Origin of the sequence: uncultured Campylobacter sp. (genome assembly GCF_937973075.1) — a bacterium.
Classification (GTDB): Bacteria; Campylobacterota; Campylobacteria; order Campylobacterales; family Campylobacteraceae; genus Campylobacter_B.
In genome coordinates, this window is record NZ_CALBWL010000026.1 from 1 (window position 1) to 18,972 (window position 18,972).

The 18,972-nt window shown below is 43.4% G+C and carries 15 protein-coding genes, 1 other RNA gene and 2 pseudogenes; 14 read left to right on the top strand and 4 right to left on the bottom strand.

What is annotated here, in order from left to right; translation table 11 throughout:
- From dnaA to Q0274_RS02960, 7 genes and pseudogenes are all read left to right on the top strand, one after another.
- Nucleotides 1–1,026: chromosomal replication initiator protein DnaA (gene dnaA / locus Q0274_RS02930; protein ID WP_298027565.1), on the top strand; the 1,026-nt coding region annotated here is incomplete at its 5' end.
- Nucleotides 1,027–1,055: 29 nt separating this feature from the next.
- Complete coding sequence (locus tag Q0274_RS02935) at nt 1,056–1,178, top strand: hypothetical protein (RefSeq protein ID WP_298027567.1); 123 nt, start codon at nt 1,056–1,058, stop codon at nt 1,176–1,178.
- Nucleotides 1,179–1,182: 4 nt separating this feature from the next.
- Nucleotides 1,183–2,262 (top strand): DNA polymerase III subunit beta, encoded by a 1,080-nt coding sequence (gene dnaN / locus Q0274_RS02940; RefSeq protein ID WP_298027569.1) that lies wholly within the window; start codon nt 1,183–1,185, stop codon nt 2,260–2,262.
- Between the two features lie 9 nt (nt 2,263–2,271).
- Nucleotides 2,272–4,584, top strand: coding sequence for a DNA topoisomerase (ATP-hydrolyzing) subunit B (gyrB, locus tag Q0274_RS02945; protein WP_298027570.1), 2,313 nt, complete (start codon nt 2,272–2,274; stop codon nt 4,582–4,584).
- Complete coding sequence (locus tag Q0274_RS02950) at nt 4,584–6,014, top strand: EAL domain-containing protein (RefSeq protein WP_298027572.1); 1,431 nt, start codon at nt 4,584–4,586, stop codon at nt 6,012–6,014. Before gyrB ends, Q0274_RS02950 begins: the two co-directional genes overlap by 1 nt.
- Nucleotides 5,993–6,391: pseudogene (gene queF / locus Q0274_RS02955) on the top strand (preQ(1) synthase); the annotation flags it as partial. The gene Q0274_RS02950 and the pseudogene queF, both read left to right, overlap by 22 nt.
- Nucleotides 6,391–7,626: an HD domain-containing protein gene (locus Q0274_RS02960; protein WP_298027576.1), complete on the top strand. Its 1,236-nt coding sequence runs from the start codon at nt 6,391–6,393 to the stop codon at nt 7,624–7,626. The pseudogene queF and the gene Q0274_RS02960, both read left to right, overlap by 1 nt.
- Nucleotides 7,627–7,629: 3 nt before the next feature.
- Here Q0274_RS02960 and ffs read toward each other — a convergent pair.
- An RNA gene (gene ffs, locus Q0274_RS02965) (signal recognition particle sRNA small type) lies at nt 7,630–7,727 on the bottom strand.
- A 47-nt stretch (nt 7,728–7,774) separates the two neighbouring features.
- Between ffs and Q0274_RS02970 the strand changes: the two genes are divergently transcribed.
- From Q0274_RS02970 to Q0274_RS02985, 4 genes and pseudogenes are all read left to right on the top strand, one after another.
- Nucleotides 7,775–8,194: a hypothetical protein gene (locus tag Q0274_RS02970; protein ID WP_298027577.1), complete on the top strand. Its 420-nt coding sequence runs from the start codon at nt 7,775–7,777 to the stop codon at nt 8,192–8,194.
- 64 nt (nt 8,195–8,258) lie between these two features.
- A pseudogene (gene typA, locus Q0274_RS02975) lies at nt 8,259–10,059 on the top strand (translational GTPase TypA).
- Nucleotides 10,060–10,077: 18 nt separating this feature from the next.
- Nucleotides 10,078–10,662: a hypothetical protein gene (locus tag Q0274_RS02980; protein WP_298027578.1), complete on the top strand. Its 585-nt coding sequence runs from the start codon at nt 10,078–10,080 to the stop codon at nt 10,660–10,662.
- Nucleotides 10,663–10,755: 93 nt separating this feature from the next.
- On the top strand, nt 10,756–11,343 hold the full coding sequence (locus tag Q0274_RS02985) for an HAD-IB family hydrolase (RefSeq protein WP_298027579.1): 588 nt from the start codon (nt 10,756–10,758) through the stop codon (nt 11,341–11,343).
- A gap of 409 nt (nt 11,344–11,752) precedes the next feature.
- On the opposite strand, the gene Q0274_RS02990 is transcribed toward Q0274_RS02985, so the two are convergent.
- Together Q0274_RS02990 and Q0274_RS02995 are read right to left on the bottom strand one after the other, a co-directional pair.
- Nucleotides 11,753–12,565 (bottom strand): transporter substrate-binding domain-containing protein, encoded by an 813-nt coding sequence (locus tag Q0274_RS02990; protein WP_297987633.1) that lies wholly within the window; start codon nt 12,563–12,565, stop codon nt 11,753–11,755.
- Nucleotides 12,566–12,795: 230 nt separating this feature from the next.
- The gene (locus tag Q0274_RS02995; RefSeq protein WP_297896878.1) at nt 12,796–13,599 is read right to left on the bottom strand and encodes a transporter substrate-binding domain-containing protein; all 804 of its coding nucleotides are present in this window, start codon (nt 13,597–13,599) and stop codon (nt 12,796–12,798) included.
- A gap of 97 nt (nt 13,600–13,696) precedes the next feature.
- Between Q0274_RS02995 and Q0274_RS03000 the strand changes: the two genes are divergently transcribed.
- Complete coding sequence (locus Q0274_RS03000) at nt 13,697–14,725, top strand: hypothetical protein (RefSeq protein ID WP_298027580.1); 1,029 nt, start codon at nt 13,697–13,699, stop codon at nt 14,723–14,725.
- A 381-nt stretch (nt 14,726–15,106) separates the two neighbouring features.
- Here Q0274_RS03000 and Q0274_RS03005 read toward each other — a convergent pair whose 3' ends face one another.
- Nucleotides 15,107–15,688, bottom strand: a complete 582-nt coding sequence (locus tag Q0274_RS03005) for a Crp/Fnr family transcriptional regulator (RefSeq protein ID WP_177386915.1) — start codon at nt 15,686–15,688, stop codon at nt 15,107–15,109.
- A 127-nt stretch (nt 15,689–15,815) separates the two neighbouring features.
- Here Q0274_RS03005 and Q0274_RS03010 point away from each other — a divergent pair, with 127 nt between their 5' ends.
- Both Q0274_RS03010 and Q0274_RS03015 read left to right on the top strand, forming a co-directional pair.
- Nucleotides 15,816–16,382 (top strand): hypothetical protein, encoded by a 567-nt coding sequence (locus Q0274_RS03010; protein WP_298027581.1) that lies wholly within the window; start codon nt 15,816–15,818, stop codon nt 16,380–16,382.
- 13 nt (nt 16,383–16,395) lie between these two features.
- Nucleotides 16,396–18,843 carry a molybdopterin-dependent oxidoreductase gene (locus Q0274_RS03015; RefSeq protein WP_298027582.1) on the top strand — a complete coding sequence of 816 codons (2,448 nt, stop codon included), beginning with the start codon at nt 16,396–16,398 and terminating at the stop codon, nt 18,841–18,843.
- The last annotated feature ends 129 nt before the right edge of the window (nt 18,844–18,972 follow it).

Consider the following 18,972-nt stretch of genomic DNA (forward strand, 5'->3'; position numbering starts at 1 on the left):
ATTCTAAGCGAAAATTATAATTTTGAAAATTTCATCATCGGCGACTCAAATAAATTTGCTTTTGAGTGTTCGATTACAGTCGCAAAAGAGCCCGGAATTCGCTTTAATCCGCTCTTTATCTACGGACCTAGCGGGCTTGGTAAAACTCACCTGCTTCAATCGATCGGAAATTACTGCATTAAAAAAGGCAAAACCGTCATTTGCGTCACCAGCGAGCAGTTTGCCAACGATTTTGTCTTTAACCTCAAAAATAACTCGATCGATAAATTTAAACAAAAATACCGTAATTGCGACGTTTTGCTCATCGACGACATTCAATTTTTGATCGGGCGCGACAAAGCTCAAGAGGAGCTTTTTTATACGTTTAACGAGCTGAAAGACAAAAATTGTCAAATCGTCCTTACCAACGACCTGCCGCCAAAATTCCTAAAAGGTTTTGAAAGTCGCCTGACGACACGGTTTGAAAGCGGCATAATAGCAAACATAACCCCACCGGATCTAGAAACTAAAATCGCCATTATCAATAAAAAGAGTGAAGAAAATCGCGTTAGAATCCCACACGACGTCGTAGAATATATCGCTGCAAATATGGGTGACAATATCCGCGAGATCGAAGGTGCAATTAATAAACTAAACGCCTACTCCTCAATACTTCGCACAAAGATCACGTTAGAATTTACCAAAAGTACGCTGCAAGATCAGATCCATCAAAAATATTCAAGCGTGAGCCTCGAACACGTCATAGAGGTGATTTCAAAAGAACTGAACGTAAAACCTAGCGAGCTAAAGAGCAAAACGCGAGCTAAAAACGTCGTCGAAGCGCGCCAAATTTGCATATATCTAACCAAACAGTTAACTCAAAACTCAATGCCTAAAATCGCCGCATTTTTTAATCTAAAAGATCACAGCGCCATCAGCAAAAATATCAAAAAAATCAACGAACTCATTCAAACCGACGAGATGTTAAAAATAAAGATCGAAGAGCTGAAAAACAAAATAACGAAAAAGGATAAGAATGAAATTTAGACTTTATGAAAATAAAGCAAAAAGGGTGAATGAAAGTGAATAAAACAAAGCTACTTACTCACTGGATAAACTACCTAAAGACAAGCTTTAGGGTAAGTTTTTCACAAAAACCACTTACCAACTACTACAACGATAAAAATTTAAAAGGATAAAAATATGAAAGTGTTAATCACTAAAAAACTTTTAGAAGAGATAGTTTCAAATACTAGTTCCTATCTTGATAAAAAAGATCTAAGCTCTATAACTTCGCATCTTTTAATGAGTGCTAAAGATGGAATTTTCAGTATAAAAGCTACCGATCACGAAATAGGCCTTAGCTATAATCTACAAAATATTTCAATAGAAACAGATGGAGAAGCTACAGCAAATGGAGGCAAGCTCCTTAGCGTTATTAAAGGTCTAAGCGACGATAGCGTTACTTTAGAAACTGTCAACGGAGCGCTATTTGTAAAGCAAAAAAAATCCAAGTACAAGCTTCCGATGTTTGAGACGAGGGATTTTCCGAGCTTTCCTACAATAAATGGTAAAAACAGCTTTGACGTAAATGCTGGAATTTTAGGCAGAAGCCTTAAAAAAATATATCCGTCGATAGACACCAACAATCCAAAATATGAGCTTAATGGCGCTTTAATCGACGTAAAAGAGGGCTTTATAAATTTAGTCGGAACCGATACGAAGCGACTTAGCGTTTATAAGCTAATAACTCAATCAAAAGCGGGCGAGCTCGATACTAAAATTTTAATCCCTAAAAAGGCAATAGGTGAAATTCAAAAACTATTTTCGGATAAAATTAAAATTTACTACGACGAAAACGTGCTATTAGCAGTGAGCGAGAATTTTGAGTTTTTTACGAAGCTTATAAATGGCAAATTTCCAAACTACGAGCGCGTTATTCCAAGCGATACGGCGTATAAAATTTTAATCCCGCGCGATAAGATGGTAAGCGGCGTGCGAGCGATAAACGCGATGTGCGAGGAGATGAAGGTTACCATTAAAAAGGACGGAATGATTTTTGAGAGCATTAATGAGGACAATTCCGAGGCAAAGACCGAAATTGAAGCGCTAATCGATATAAACGGAGAAATAGTTTTTGGTGTTAAAAATCGCTTCCTGCTTGATTTTTTAAGCAGCATCGAGAGCGAAATTTTTGAGCTTGATTTTAACAGCTCCGATACGGCGTTCGTGCTTAGCGCGGATGGTTTAAAAACGGTTATCATGCCGATAAATAATATTTAAAGGAAAATTATGAAGCAAAATTACGGCGCTAGTAATATTAAAGTTTTAAAGGGTCTTGAAGCCGTTAGAAAGCGCCCAGGAATGTATATTGGTGACACCAATATCGGCGGACTTCACCATATGATTTATGAGGTAGTGGATAACTCGATCGACGAGGCGATGGCAGGTTACTGCGACACAATCGATGTTGAAATCACTAGCGAGGGAAGTTGTATCGTTAGCGATAACGGTCGTGGAATCCCCGTTGATATACATCCGACTGAAAAAATTCCTGCCGCGACGGTGGTTCTAACCGTGCTTCACGCAGGCGGTAAATTTGACAAAGACACTTATAAAGTCTCCGGCGGTCTGCACGGCGTGGGTGTTAGCGTCGTAAATGCGCTCTCAAAAAAGCTCGTTGCTACGATCAAACGGGATGGAAATATTTATAGACAAGAATTTGCCAAAGGAATTCCTACTACCGAGCTTGAAAAGATAAAAACTACTAATCGCACGGGTACTACGATTGAGTTTTGGCCTGACGGCGAAATTTTTGAAATTTTAGAATTTGACGATGAAATTTTATCAAAAAGATTTCGCGAGCTAGCGTATCTAAATCCAAAAATTACGATAAATTTTAAAGATAATCGCACGGGCAGGGACGAGCACTTTCACTTTGAAGGCGGTTTGGAGAGCTTCGTAAACGATATGAATAAAGCGCCTGCCATATCCAAAGCCGTATCGTTTAGTGATAGCGCGGATGATGTTATGGTGGATTTTGCGCTTATGTATAACGAAACATATAGCGAAAATTTATTAAGCTTCGTAAATAATATCAAAACTCCGGACGGCGGTACGCACGAGGCGGGTTTTAGAGCGGGTCTTACTCGCGCGATAACAAATTATGTCGCGGCAAATGCGGCTGCGCGTGAAAAAGACACTAAGATCACCGGCGACGACGTTCGCGAGGGACTCATCGCGGTAATTAGCGTAAAGGTTCCCGAACCACAGTTTGAAGGACAGACGAAGGGAAAATTAGGCTCCAGTTATGTTAAGCCGATCGTGCAAAAGATGGCGTTTGAGGTGCTTAGTAAGTATTTTGAAGAAAATCCAATCGAAGCGCGCGCTATTATGAATAAAGCTCTTTTAGCCGCGCGCGGTCGCGAAGCGGCAAAAAAAGCACGCGATCTAACGCGCAAAAAAGACAATATAAATTCCGTCGGCACCCTTCCGGGAAAGTTAGCAGATTGCCAGAGTAAGGATGCAAGCATTAGCGAAATTTATCTAGTCGAGGGCGATAGCGCTGGCGGTTCAGCAAAGCAGGGAAGAGACCGCGTGTTTCAAGCGATCCTGCCGCTTAGAGGTAAAATTTTAAACGTAGAAAAGGCGCGCCTGGATAGAATTTTACAATCCGAAGAGATTAAAAATATGATTACGGCCTTTGGTTGCGGTATCGGCGAGGAATTTAACGAAGAAAAGCTCCGCTATCACAAAATCATTATTATGACCGATGCGGACGTCGATGGCAGCCACATCCAGACTCTGCTTTTAACATTTTTCTTTAGATTTTTGCGCCCTATCGTAGAAAACGGCTATGTTTATCTGGCACAGCCGCCACTTTTTAGATATAAAAAAGGCAAAAAAGAGATTTATCTAAAAGATGAAAAGGCGCTTAGCGAGTTTTTGATCGAAACTGGCATCGATATGGGCGAGTTTGAAGGCATCGGTAACGAGGATTTGATCGATTATCTAAAAATCGTCTCAAATTATCGCTCGCTTCTAAATGAGCTTAAAAAGCGCTTTAGCGTGCTTAGCGCGATCAGATTTTTGATAGAAAACGACGAAGCGCGAAGCCTCGGCTACGAGGAGCTATTTGAAATTTTAAAACCGCGTTTGGAAAGTGAAGGATTCAATATCTTAAATTCCTACGTAAATGATGAAGGCATTAGAATTTATGTCCAAACTCCGAGCGGCTTGGAACAGCTTGTGATAGATGAAAATTTATTCGGCAATTATATCTTTGAAGAGGCGATCAGAGTTTATTCAAAGATCAAAGAGCGAGATGTAAGCTTTGGCAAGGATTTTATTGAAATTTTAGATGAAATCGAAAAAAGCTCGAAAAAAGGCGCTTATATTCAGCGCTATAAAGGTCTTGGAGAGATGAATCCGGAACAGCTTTGGGAAACCACTATGAGCCCTGAAAATAGAAGGCTTTTAAAAATCAGCATTGCAGACGCACAAAGTGCTAGCGATACCTTTAATCTTTTCATGGGCGATGAGGTTGAACCGCGTAGGAATTACATTCAAGATCATGCCAAAGATGTTAAACACTTGGATATATAATGTCTGTTCTATTTAGTGAGACCAAAGAGCGCGAAAACCGCTTCATAACGGCGCTTAAAATTTCGGTGCCGTTTACCTGCGTTTTGATTGTTTTCGGAATTATTTTATTCCGAAATGGCGAGTTTAAATTTGATGACGTAATTTTGTTTTTGATACTTTTGATCTGCTATGTTTATTATGTCATCTATCAAATTTACTTCGGCTTTCAAAAAACGCTGATTGATCCCGTTACTCACGTATTCGTGCGCGAGGAGATCGAAAAAATTTTAAGCAACGATCTAGCTAAAAATCGTCAAATAAATATCGTTCTTTTGCGAATTAAAAATATCATTGACATAAACGATCGATACGGCTACAAAAACGGCGATGAAATTTTATACGAGTATTGTAAGGAACTTTCAAATTTTATGGCGGAACAGGGCTTTAAGGACCTTCCGATCGGGCGCTTTATAAACGGCTACTTTGTATTCGGCGTAGAATCAAAAGCTACAAATTTAAGTCATATTTTGCGAATGTTCGAGCATAAAATTTCAAGTCAAACGATTAAAAATGTAGAGATAAAAAGCGAATTTGCAATGCTTCCAAGCTCCTATGATCGCAATCTAAATAATATCGTAAATGCGCTATTTTATAAGATAAATCACCTGGACGACGAAGAGCACGGCGAGAAAGCGATCGACGTTGAGAAAGTGCTAATCGATGTGTTTTCCGCCGACGTTATGGAAGCGATCGATAGTGAAAATTTTAGCTTTAAATATCAGCGCGTTGCAGATAAAAACGGCGTAAAATCGCATATAAATTTGATCCCGAAACTCGATCTAAGAAGCGGCGAAAAGATCACGAAAAGTAGAATTTTAGATATTTTGCTTCTAAATCATTACGATATTAAATACGATATTTCGATGATGAGGCAGATTTCTAGGATCATCTATTTTAAAGATATTGACGCTAAAATTTTTATCGAGGTCATGCCTCAGACCCTGCGAAATAACGAGTTTCGCAATGAAATTTTAAAGCTCATCGATAATAATCTGATTGATCCGAAAAAGATCGTGTTTGAGTTTAACGAAAAGCTTATTTATTCGGAGATCAAGCGCTTTGATGAAATTTTAATTAAATTCCGCGAACTTGGATTTAGCTTCGCGCTGTCGCAGTTCGGCGGCTCAAACGCGAGCTTTGAGTATTTAAAATTTCTAAATGTCGATTTTATCGTTTATGACATAGAATTTAATAAAAATTTAGACGATGAAAAGATAAAAAATATTTTTATAGGCATCAACGAAGCCTGCGCAAAATCGGGCGTCAAAACCATAATGCGCTTTGTAGATAAGCAGGAATTTCAAATGAAACTTTATAAAATGGGTATCGATTATATTCAGGGATTTTGCGTCGAAAAACCGAATGATATATCGAATTTAAGGAGATCATAGTGAGATACGGCGAAGAGAAAATTGAGAAATTTGACATCGAAAATTTAGAAGTTTGGCCCAATAAACAGGAGCGTGATTATCTAATAAAAATCACCCTGCCCGAGTTTTGCTGCCGCTGCCCGCGTTCGGGCTATCCGGACTTTGCGACGATCTATTTGGAATATATCCCGGACAAGCTCGTAGTCGAACTTAAAGCGATTAAAATTTACATAAATTCCTTTATGAACCGCTATATCAGCCACGAAGATAGCATAAATGAAATTTACGGCGCGTTGCAAAGCAAGCTAAAGCCTAAATTTATGAAAATCAGGGGCGATTTTAATCCGCGTGGCAACGTCCATACGGTAATCGAAATAAACTCGGATCAAATTTACCGATGATAAGCTCAAATTTAGTCGAACAAATTTTTAAATCCGCAAGCATTAGTCGCTGGAACGATTACCCAAAGATGGTAAGTTTAGTCGAGCTCGACAAGCAGGCGCATAAATTTATCATCGCTTATTTTATTGCTAGCTTTGAGCGCGACGTGGATATCAACTACGTGATAGAAGCGGGGATTTTCGAGTTTTTAGCGCGCATTGTCGTGACCGATATCCGTCCGGACGTCTTTCATCAGATACAAAAAACCAAGAAAAAAAAGATCAACGAATGGGTTTTAAGCGTCCTAGAAAGCGATCTTTTGCCTATTCAAAATGGCGCGTTTCTCGAGCGATTTAAAAAATATCTAAATTCCAAGGATCATAAGAAAGAAGCAGTGATCTTAAAGGCGGCAAGCTACCTCTCTACGCGGTGGGAATTTAATATCGTATATCAAACGAGCCAGTTTTTAAACGATATTGAAGAGCTAAAATCCAAGGTCGAGGAGGAGCTCGAGGATTATTACGAGCTAATCGGCGTGCGAAAGATCGTGATGAATAAAAAACTTGCCCGCATAGTTGATCTTAGTGGCAGACTTCGTTTTCAAAAACGCTGGGCGCAGACGCCGCGAATTCCTGAGACATCGGTGCTGGGACACATGCTGGTAGTTGCGATTTTAAGCTACTTTTTCTCGCTTGAAGTGGGTGCGTGCCGCTCGCGCACGGCATATAATTTTTTCTGCGCGCTATTTCACGATCTGCCAGAAAGCCTCACTCGCGACATCATTAGCCCCGTAAAATACGGCGTCAAGGGCCTTAGCGACATCATCAGCGAATATGAGATGCGGCTAATAGACGATAAAATTTTACCTTTCGTGCCGGAACATATGAGAGATGATTTCAGTTATATTTTGGGTATCCGTAAAGAGGGCAGTAAATTTATAAAAGACGAGTTTGAAAACCGCACCTTCGAGCTAGGCAAGGAGCCTAAATTTGCAGAGGGCAGCCTGAAGATGTTTAACGAAGATAAATTTCGCGCAATCGACGGCAAAGCGCTTAAGTATTGCGACAAGCTAGCGGCGTTTTTAGAGGCGGGGATTTCGATCAGTTACGGCGTGAAAAGCAAGGAGCTGCTTAGCGGGTATAATTCGATGTTAGAGTTTTTCAAAGCCAAGCCGAAAATTGAAGGCGTCGATTTTCAGAGTGTTTGCGAGGATTTCAAAGAGCATTTCGGACTTAATAGGATCGATTTATAGAACCCCTTCCCAGATGGCTGCGGCACATGCGAGATCTAAGTGCTCTGCTGTATTCCTACCCTGAAGCGGTGCCTAAAAAAAGCATTGCACAGGTCTAAGAAAGGGCAATCGGGATTATATGGAAATGTTTCTTAAAGTAAGGTTATAAATGAATTTCAAAAATCATCTTTTATCCGTATTTCGCGAGGTTTTTATCCCTCATCATCGCTCTATCGAGTTTAGAGCCAAAATTTTTGCCGCTATGCTGCTTGCCAAAAAAAAGCAGACCGACGAGGATTACGACGTGATCAAAGATATAGCGGGCGAAATTTATCCGGGCGACGAACAGCGCATCGGCGTGCTGGTATCTATCGTAAAAGAGTATATTATAAAGGCGAAGACCTATAAAGGTCTAAATTTAGACTCGCTTTTAAAAGAGATCGACAGGGATATCAAAAATAACAAAAAATATATCAAAAAAATCGATTTTTCGCATCTGCGCCGTCTAATCGGCGACGATGACGAGGACGCGTTGATCCAACAGCGCGTGTATGAGTTTTTTGTCTGCGAAGTCAAAGAATACTCGTAAATTTTTATCTTAAGAATTTTTTTAGTATAATCATCAGTTTTTGAAATTATAAACGGAGAAAAATTTGGAAAATATCAGAAATATTGCGGTTATCGCGCATGTCGATCACGGCAAGACCACTATCGTAGATGAGCTTTTAAAACAGTCCGGCACCTTCGGTAATCACCAAGAGGTCGGAGAGCGCGTGATGGACAGCAACGACATAGAGCGCGAGCGCGGCATTACGATACTATCCAAAAACACCGCCATCCACTACGGCGGCGTTAAAATCAACATCATTCACTCCGGGCCACGCCGATTTCGGCGGCGAGGTCGAGCGCGTGTTAAAAATGGTAGACGGCGTGCTTTTGCTCGTCGACGCGCAAGAAGGCGTTATGCCTCAGACAAAATTTGTCGTGAAAAAGGCACTATCTTTAGGACTCAGACCTATCGTAGTCGTAAATAAAATCGACAAGCCTGCAGCCGATCCGGACCGCGTGGTAAATGAAATTTTCGATCTTTTCGTAGCGCTTGACGCAAACGACGAACAGCTTGAGTTCCCCGTCATCTACGCCGCGGCTAAAAATGGCTACGCAAAATACGATCTAAACGACGCAAGCACCGATATGAAGCCGCTTTTTGAGACGATTATCTCTCACGTTCCGACCCCTAGCGGCAGCGACGATAATCCTTTGCAGCTGCAGGTTTTCACGCTCGATTATGATAACTACGTCGGTAAGATCGGCATTGCTAGAATTTTCAACGGCACGATAAACAAAAACCAAAGCGTTATGCTAGCTAAAGCCGACGGCACGCATATTAACGGTAGAATTTCAAAACTGATCGGTTTTAACGGGCTTGAGCGCACCGACATTGATACGGCGGGCACGGGCGACATCGTGGCGATTGCGGGCTTTGACGCGCTTGACGTAGGCGACAGTATCGTCGATCCTAATAATCCGATTCCACTTGATGCGCTGCATATCGAAGAGCCGACCCTTAGCGTAATTTTTAGCGTAAATGACGGACCGCTAGCCGGCACGGAGGGTAAATTCGTAACCTCAAATAAGATCGACGAGCGCTTGGAAGCGGAGATGAAAACCAACATCGCGATGCGCTATGAAAACGCGGGCGAGGGAAAATTTAAAGTAAGCGGCCGCGGCGAGCTGCAGATCACGATTTTGGCTGAGAATATGCGCCGCGAGGGCTTTGAGTTCTGCCTCGGGCGCCCGGAAGTCATCATCAAAGAGATCGACGGCATCAAATGCGAGCCTTTCGAGCATCTAGTCATCGACGCGCCCGATGATTGCACCGGTACCGTCATCGAAAAGCTCGGTCGCAAAAAGGCCGAGATGAAGGTGATGAATCCTACCGGTGACGGGCAGACGCGCATGGAGTTTGAGATCCCCGCGCGCGGTCTCATCGGCTTTCGCTCGCAGTTTTTGACCGATACTCGCGGTGAAGGGGTGATGAATCATAGCTTTTTAGAATTCCGCCCCTTCATCGGCGCGGTCGAGAAGCGACAAAACGGCGCGCTCGTGAGCATGGAAAACGGAGTAGCGCTAGGATATAGCCTGTGGAACCTGCAAGATCGCGGCGTGCTTTTTATCGCTCCGCAGGCGAAGGTCTATCTGGGCATGATCATCGGCGAGCACAGCCGCTCGAACGATCTGGACGTAAATCCGATCAAGGGTAAAAATTTAACCAACGTCCGCGCCAGCGGCAGCGATGATGCGATCAAGCTCGTGCCACCGCGAGTATTAAATTTAGAGCGCGCGCTGGAGTGGATTGAAGAGGACGAGCTTGTGGAGGTTACGCCGGTAAATATCCGCGTGCGCAAGCGATACCTAGATCCTACGACGCGCAGACGAATGGCTAAAAAATAGAATTTCCAAAGGTTAATTATGGATTTAAGCGATTTTGTTTCTAAGGCCATACCGCATTTAGTAAAGGAATTCCTAAGCGATAATTTACCATCTAAAGCAGCGGGAATCATATCAAAACATGCTAAATTTGCAATTGCTCCAGCCCTTCTCGGGGGAATATTTCCCGTTGTGAACACCTTTGCAACTCCTACCATAATTACGATTACAGTTTGGCATATGTATGTTGAACTTAGTGATTTATTGAAAGTAAAATTTTCAGAGAATACGATAAAATCTATCGCTACTGGGGTAGTTTCCAATTTATCTTCTTATTTAGCTGTATCTCTCGGTTTGAATACAGCACTTTCATTTATCCCTTTTGTTAGTTCTATTAGCGGTGCCGCCGTAACTTTTATATCTGTTGCTATGTCGGGAATAATTTATTTAGAGATTATAGATAAACTCTTTGTATCTTATGGCGAAATTCCAGAAAAAAGCGCAGAAGAAATAAAAAGAATGGCGGATGATATAATACAAAAAGCAGATATTGATTCAATGACGAAAGATCTAAAAGAAATTTATACACAAAACGAAAATTATATAAAAGAAATAGCAGAAAAATAAAGTTAAGTGCCTTTATAAAGTCTACGTATAATTTGCACATAAAGTTAAATCATTTTCATATTTTTAACACAGAATGGAGGGATATATAATACAATGAATCTTGTTTTATTCGACTTTGACGGTACGATCACGCGCGATGATTCGCTACTTGAGTTCGTCGCCTACGTAGTCGGATTTAAGAAATTTTTTCGCGGGATTTTAGTGCTATCTCCCATTTTAGCGGCGTATAAGTTAGGTCTTGCGAGCAATAATTTTACGCGCAGAAAGCTCTTGGGCTACTTTTTTGCGGGCATGAGCGCCGATAAATTCGATAAAATTTGCAAAAAATACTCCACCACTCACATCGAAGATATCCTAAAACAAAGCGCGATGGACAAGATCGCAAGCTATAAAGCCGCGGGCGATAGGGTCGTTATCGTCACCGCCTCGCTCGAAGACTGGCTACGTCCGTGGTGCGAGGCGCAGGGCTTGGAGCTTTTAGGCACTAAAATACGACGCAAAGGCGGCATCATTACGGGCGAGATCGAGGGACAGAACTGCTACGGCGCGCAAAAGGTCGCTCGCGTGCGCGCAGCATATGACGTGAGCGCGTTTGATCGCGTCATCGCTTACGGCGACAGCAGAGGCGATCGCGAGATGCTCGAGTTTGCCGATGAGGCGCACTACAAGGCGTTTGAGTAAAATTTAACGCTGAAAGCTGAATAATACATCTGCGGCGACTGCGCTTTTGCTGAGAGCTAGATTTCTCCTCACGCAGAATTTTATCCTTTTAAATTTATCGCGCTTATCTGCGGAATTCTATACCGCACGATAAATTTTATATTTTATCGCAGCGCAAAAGCCATGAGTTACGAAATTCTGTTGCAGCACGGGATTTTAAAATTCTCGGTGCGGGTAAAATTATATCGTAGCGTGGAATTTCGTTCCGAATAGAATAGATATTTTGAAACCGAGCGTAAGATAAAATTTAAAATTTTACGGAATTTATTGGTTACCAAAATTTCAAAATTTGCAGATTTCAGAATTCCGCTCGCCGCGTGCGAAGCGGAATTTTAAAATTTCAAAATTCCGCGCCTTAGAATTCTAGGGTCTAAAGCATATTATAAATTCCGTCTAGCAGGAAGTATTTTTTATCCGCAGTGCCGCGGTAAAATGGCTCGAAAGTGTCCTCATAAGCCTTTTTGAAAAATCCCTCTTTGCTTAGCTTGATCAGATCAGCATTAATGAAATCAAGCAAGCTTTGATTGCCTTTTTGCACGCCGACGCCTAAGAATTCCGCCGCGCCTAGGTTTTTAAACGGCACTTCGAGCGTATCGTCCACGACGGCGTAGGCTAGGACGATGATGTTGTCATTGGCGTAGCCGTCGGCTCTGCCGTCTTTCATCATCGCATAGCACTCGGAGGTATTTTTGCAGTAAACTAAATTGCTAAATTTTTCCTTTCGCAGATAGCGCTCGGTCATCGAGCCGTTTGGGTTCTTTTCGATCGAAATCCTCATATCGCGAACCTGCGCGAAGTCCTTCACTTGATCCTCTTTACGCGTTACGATGCCAAAATTTACCGATAGATACGGAAGTGAGAAATCTACCTGCTTCTTACGCTCTTGCGTAATCATAAAGGTGCCGATAACCATATCAACCTTATTATTTTTCAAAAACGGTATTCTCTCGCCTGCAGTTACGGCTACGAACTGCACTTCGCCCTTTTTATCGCCGAAAATGTCTTTGGCGATCGAGCTAGCAAGCTCGATTTCAAAACCCTCAAACTTGCCGTTATTAGACTCGCTTAGCGGCGGACGACCTTCGCGCACGCCTACTCTGATGACCCCTGCCTGCCTGATTTCATCTAGTGTATTTGCAAAAATGCTAGCGCAAAATAAGGCTAAAATAAAAAGTAATCTCATAAAAAGCCCCCTACTTTTTAGTTTTCGGAATAATTATAGCACTATATATTTTAGAGAAAATAAATGCAAGCGGTTTAAAATTCAATTACTGCGCGTATGGAGGTTTGAAATTTAGAGGCGAAGTGGGGATTTAAAATTTCGCAAATTCGCTAAATTTTAAATCCCAAGATTTATTCGTTATGCAAGATGCCTACGATAAATTTTATATTTTAATTCCTAGCTCTACGCTTTTATAGCAAGTCATAAATTCCATCTAGCAGGAAGTATTTTTTATCCGCCGTACCGCGGTAAAAAGGCTCAAAGGTGTCCTGATAAGCCTTTTTGAAAAAGCCCTCTTTGCTTAGTTTGACAAGCTCTGCGTTGATGAAATCAAGTAGCTCTTTGTTGCCCTTTTGCACGCCAATACCTATGAAATCGGGCTTGCCGAAGTTTTGAAACGGCACTTCGAGCGTATCGTCCACGACGGCGTAGGCTAGCACCGTGATATTAAGGTTGATGTATCCATCAGCCTTACCGTCTCGGATCATCGCGTAGCATTCGCTAGTGCTTTTGCAGTAGCTTACGTTGCTAAATTTCTCTTTTTTGAGGTAATTATCTACGGTCGTGCCCTCTTCAGTGATGAGCCTCATATCACGCAAACGCGATATATCTTTAATGGCGTCCGCTTTGCGAGTTAGCACGCCGAGATTGGTCGAAAAATACGGCATCGAGAAGTCTACATGATTTTTGCGCGCCGAATCGATGACGAAGGTAGCTGCGACCATATCGACTTTATTATTGACTAGATATGAGACGCGATCGGCGGCGCTTAGAGAGACAAACTGCACTTCGCCTTGTTTGGCGCCGAAAATCGCCTTTGCGATCGCATTGGCAAGCTCGATCTCAAAGCCTTCAAATTTACCACCGCTAATCTCGCTAAAAGGCGGTCTGCCGTCTCTGACGCCGACTCTAATGACGCCGCTATTTCTGATCTCTTGCAGCGTGTTTGCAAAAAGCCCCGCACAAAGCAAGATCAAAGTAAAAAGTAGTTTCATTTGCTGCTCCTTTGTTTAGGTTATTTACGGCTAATTCTAGCGAAATTAAAATCAAAAGGCGCTTTTTTAGGCTAAATTTATTTGTCATTTGCTTTTTATGAAATTTCAAGACGCCGTTAAATTTAGCCTTAGATTTGATATAATCGCGCAAAATTTAAACGAGGGCGATATGAAAAATTTTATCTTTTTGTGGCTTTTACTTGCGGTCTGTGCTTTCAGCGCTGCTAAGGATGACGCGAGAGTTTCTGCTTCACAGCAGGCAGAGTCAAATTTATCGCAGCCAAATTTTGAAATTTTTTACGATGAAAATGCTAGCGATGCGCAGATAGATGCGGGCTTGGACGCGCTTTTGGAATTCGCGGCGCAAAACAGGGGCAGGATCGACGAGGATTTCGGGGAGTTTAAAGATAGAATTTTTACCGCTTTCATTTTTAATCCGAAGGTGCTGCGAAATTCAAAATTCGACTTCGAGCGGATAGAAAAAATCCTCAAATTTAAACCAAATCTCAATTACGGTGGAGACGGCGGTTATTTCTCGCCGCTAAAGCTCGCGATCTTTTTCGGCTCGAAATTTAGCGGTGAGATGGCGAAGCTTTATCACTTTGATAGCACCGATGCGATGCGGCTTTTAGAGCTTTTGGTGCGAAACGGCGCGGACGTCAAGGCTAGCGGGCTGCTACGAGATGCCGCGGCAAACGATAATTTCGAGGCATTTAAGTTTTTGATCGCAAACGGCGCGCGAGATACGAAAGACGTGGTCGGCTCGGTTGCGGGCAGCGAATTAATATTTTTAAGTGACAACAACGTTTCTATTCTCGGATATAAAGAGGCGCTGCCGCTTGCTGCGAGGGAGTTTGCTGCGGGAGCCAAATTTAAAGAATTCCGCGACGAGAGATTACGCTATTTGGACGAAATTTTAAAATTCCAAAGCTTTGCGAGCATTGATAAAAAGGAGATCGAAACGCTTATCAAAGTAGCTGTGGTGCTGGATGACGAGATGACGGCGAAATTTCTGCTCTCGCGAGGTCTGTGCGAGCAGAAGGAGCTTTGCGAGTTTCTAAAAGCGCAGGCAAAAACTTACGACGCTGTAAAAATTTCTAAAATTTTAAGCCGCAAAGAGAAGTAAATTTTAAAATTTAAGCAGTTACGGCGTGGCAAGCGGATAAAATCGCTATTATAATTGCGCCAGTCGCAGCCGCCCTACTTTGTCATTTAACGCGAGCGAAAAAGCAAAATCTGTTCCGCCTAATCTACTCTCCTCCGCTTATCAAACAGCTCGCTATTAAGTTCATTCGAGATAAATTTTAATGTATTTGCCAAATAGCGCGGCGGCGGAGGCAAATTTTAAAATTTAGCCGCTCGCTACTAAAATTTCAAGGTTGCTTTCAGCTTTAGTGCGCCGCAAAAGCGCAATATATATTGTGTTCAGACACAATCAAATAGCTTGTAAGATGCGAGCTTTTCAAATAGTCTTGCATTAAATTTACATCTGCCACGCGAATTCAAACTATAAAATTTTAATCCTATTGCCCTTTAATTTCACGATCTTTTTGTCATTTACTAGCTTCGTAATCGCCTGAGAGACGTTTTGGCGAGGCGCGCCGAGCAGGCTTGCCAGCGTCATTATATTAAAGGGAAGCTCCACGATCTTATCTGCGTTTGCGATGCGGTTTAGAAAATTTAAAATCCGCGTCTGGATTTTCGCAAAGACGATCTCTTTGATTAAGATTCGCTGCGAGTAGATATTTTTGATAAGCGCGTTTATGATCGAGCTTGCAAACTCGTCTCCAAGCAGCTCGAAAAGCTCCGAGATATTGATCTGCAGCGTCTCGCAGTCGCTTAAAATTTCAAGGCTCGTGTTTTTATCCAAGCAGATGTAGGCGCCGCTTTTTACGAAGCTAAAGATAAATTCCTTGCCGTTTTCGTAGCAGTTTAGCTTCGCCCTGCCACGCAGCAGAATGATAAATTTAAACTTCTGCGCGTAGATCACGTCGCCGCGAGCGTAGCTTTCGCGCCTAAATTTAGCAATCCGCTCCCTACTTAAAAAGTCGAATTTCTCGCTGTAATCGTTATTTAGTCTATCTATCATAGCAGCTCTTTGCATAAAATTTCACGTAAATTTTACATAAAAAGGATAAATTCGTCGCAATCGCGACAAATTTAAATTTATCTTTGATTTATAATTCGCGTTAAAGACAACCTAGAAAGGATACTTTATGAGGAAAATTTTTATCTCATTTATCTGTGCGTGTTCGCTTTTCGGCGGAGAGGTAATCTCTAAAACCGCTACGATCTCGCAAGACGGCAAAGCAATCGGCGAGGCTGAAATTTTAACGCCGATCGAGGTGATATCCAGCGATGGCGGCGTTACCAAGATTAAAATCAAAGGCGTCGTGAGCGAAAACTATCAGCTTCAAATCCAAAAAAATATGAAAGAGGCTGAAATTTACGCGATTTTTACGAACGAGGCCGAAGCGAATTTTAAAAAGGGCAAAAAGCTCGAGGACGATTACGGCGAGATTTGGTATGAGGCGGAGGGGATTTACGAGATAAGTTCGGATGCCGTAACTAAGGACGCTAAGGCGCTTTATGCGGAGGCAAAGACAAACTACGAGCAGATCTGCTCGGCGTGTCATAGGCTTCACGAGCCGAATAGCTTCACGGCAAATCAGTGGCCTGCGAATCTGCAAGAGATGATCAACGCAAACTACGTAGCGCTTGAGGGCGATGATTTAAATTTGATCGTAAAATACCTACAACACAACGCAAAAAAACCTGAATGATAAAGGAGATCAGATGAAAAGGCGAGACTTTTTAAAGGCAGGGATTTTAGGCGCAAGCGCGGCAAGCGCTAGCAGGATCGAGGGGGTCACGCAGACGATTTTCGATAATAGAAAGGTATTCGGCGCAAATAGATTCGGCACTTTTTGGCTAAATTTAAACTCGTCGCAGATCGTTTCGGTAAGCGATTTCGAAGGCGATAAATTTCCAAACACGATGAATTACAGCTTGCCCGATTCCGTGCAGAACGAAAACCGCGTGCTCTATCCGATGGTGCGCAAAAGCTATCTAAAGGCAAAAGGCGCGGCAAAGAGCGAACTGCGCGGCAAAGAGGAGTTCGTGCGCGTTAGCTGGGACGTCGCGCTTGATCTAGCGGCGAAGGCTTTGAAAGAAAATTTCGACAAATACGGCGCCGAGGCGATCTACGGCGAGTGCTACTGGTGGGGCGGTAGCGGCAAGATCGGCTGGGGACGCACCGTAGCGCACCGAATGCTTAAAATTTTAGGCGGCTACGTAGAGGAAAGCGACGATTACTCCACCGGCGCGGGGCTCGTCATCATGCCTCATGTGCTTGGCTCAAGCGCCGTTTACGACGCGCCTACTACGTGGAAAGCGATCGTCAAAAACGCTAAAAACGTCGTGTTTTGGGCGACTGATCCTGCGGTAACCAATCAAATTTCATCTATTCCGCCTACGCACGACGGCTACATTGGCATGCAAGAGCTTAAGAAATCGGGCATCAAAACCTACAGCGTAAACGTAATGAGAAACGACACCGCGCGCTACTTTGACAGCGAAGATATCATCGTGCGCCCAAATACCGACACCGCGCTCATCATCGGCATGTGCCATTATCTGTTTACGAACAACCTCTATGACGAGGAATTTATCAAAAAATACACCGTCGGATTTAATAAATTTAAAGCGTATTTTCTAGGCGAGGGCGATAAAATCGTAAAGGACGCCGCTTGGGCGAGCAAAATTTGCGGGCTTAGCGAGAAGGCTATTGCGAAATTTGCTACGGCGCTTGCAAAGGAGCCGAGCACGATCCTAATCGGTCGCGGTTTGCAGCGTGCCGATCACGGCGAGCAGCCTTTCTGGGCGCTAGTGGCGCTCAATGCGATGCTAGGGTATATCGGCAAGGAGGGTCTCGGCTTTGAATTTAGCCTAGGCTACGGCTCTGCGGGCGCTACGAATAAGGTGGCTCCGATTTTAAAGGGACTTAGCACTCGTATAGATGAAAAATACGAAAATACGGGCTCTGCGCCTTGGAAAAACGCGAAAAATATCACCATCCCGTCCTCTCGCAGCATAGAGGCGCTGGAGCATCCGGGCAAGCAGATCGATTATGACGGCACCAAGATCAAGCTGCCGCATATGAGAGTCGCATATATGGCGTGCGGATCGATGTTTACGCGTCATCAAGACGTGAATAATATTGTGAGGCAGTGGCGTAAATTTGATACCGTTATCACCGCCGAACCTTACTGGACGAGCACGGCGAAGCTTAGCGACATCGTACTTCCCGTCGCGATCGAGGTCGAACGCAACGACATCAACCAAACGGGCGCTACGGGCGAATATATAGTCGCTTACAGGCCCGCAATCGAGCCGATGGGTGAGAGTAAGAGCGACTTTTGGATCTGCGAGCAGATCTGCAAGCGCTGGGGATACGGCGAGGTCTTTAGCGAGGGCAAGGATGAGCTAGGATGGATGAAGGAATTCTACGCCGATGCCGTAGAGCAAGCTAAAGGTCTAAATATAACGATGCCTAGCTTTGAGGAATTTTACGACAAGGGCTTCGTGCGCTTTGAAAAGGACGACGAGAGCAGCGCGCTATACACGCGCCTTGCGGCATTCCGCGAAAATCCCGCCAAAAACCGCCTAGGCACCCCATCTGGCAAGATCGAGCTTTACTCACCAACGATCGCTAAGATGGGCTATGCCGACTGCCCGCCGATGCCTACTTGGATCGAGCCTAAAGAGTGGCTAGGCGATGCGAAAAAGACGGCGAAGTATCCGATCCACATCGTTAGCCCGCACTCTCGCTACCGCCTGCACAGCCAGCTAAACAACTCGATCATCAGAAATTTTGCCGAGGTTAGCGGCAGAGAGCCCGTGCTCATCAATCCAAAAGACGCCGAAGCTCGCGGGCTTGCGAACGGCGACATCGTGCGCGTTTTTAACAACCGCGGCGAAATTTTAGCAGGCGTGCTCGTTACCGACATCGTGCCCGAGCGCGTCGCAGCGATCTGCGAAGGCGCATGGTACGATCCCGAGGTTTGGGGCGAGAAGAGCCTCTGCCAGCACGGCTGCGTAAACGTGCTTACGTTTGATAAAGGCACGTCAAGTCTCGCGCAAAGTAACTCGGCTCACACCGTGCTAGCGCAGATTGAGAAATTTAAGGGAGAGATTAAGCCGATTACGGCGTTTGGTAAACCTAAAATTTTGCAGTCGCTATAAAATTTAGCGCGTCGTCTTTTAAGCGTCTTTGAATGAGCTAGAAAATTTCGCCCTGCGACAGGCTAATTGCCTAGTCTTGGGACGAAATTTTCGTCGCAACATTCAAATCCATCTTAAAATACTTCCGCT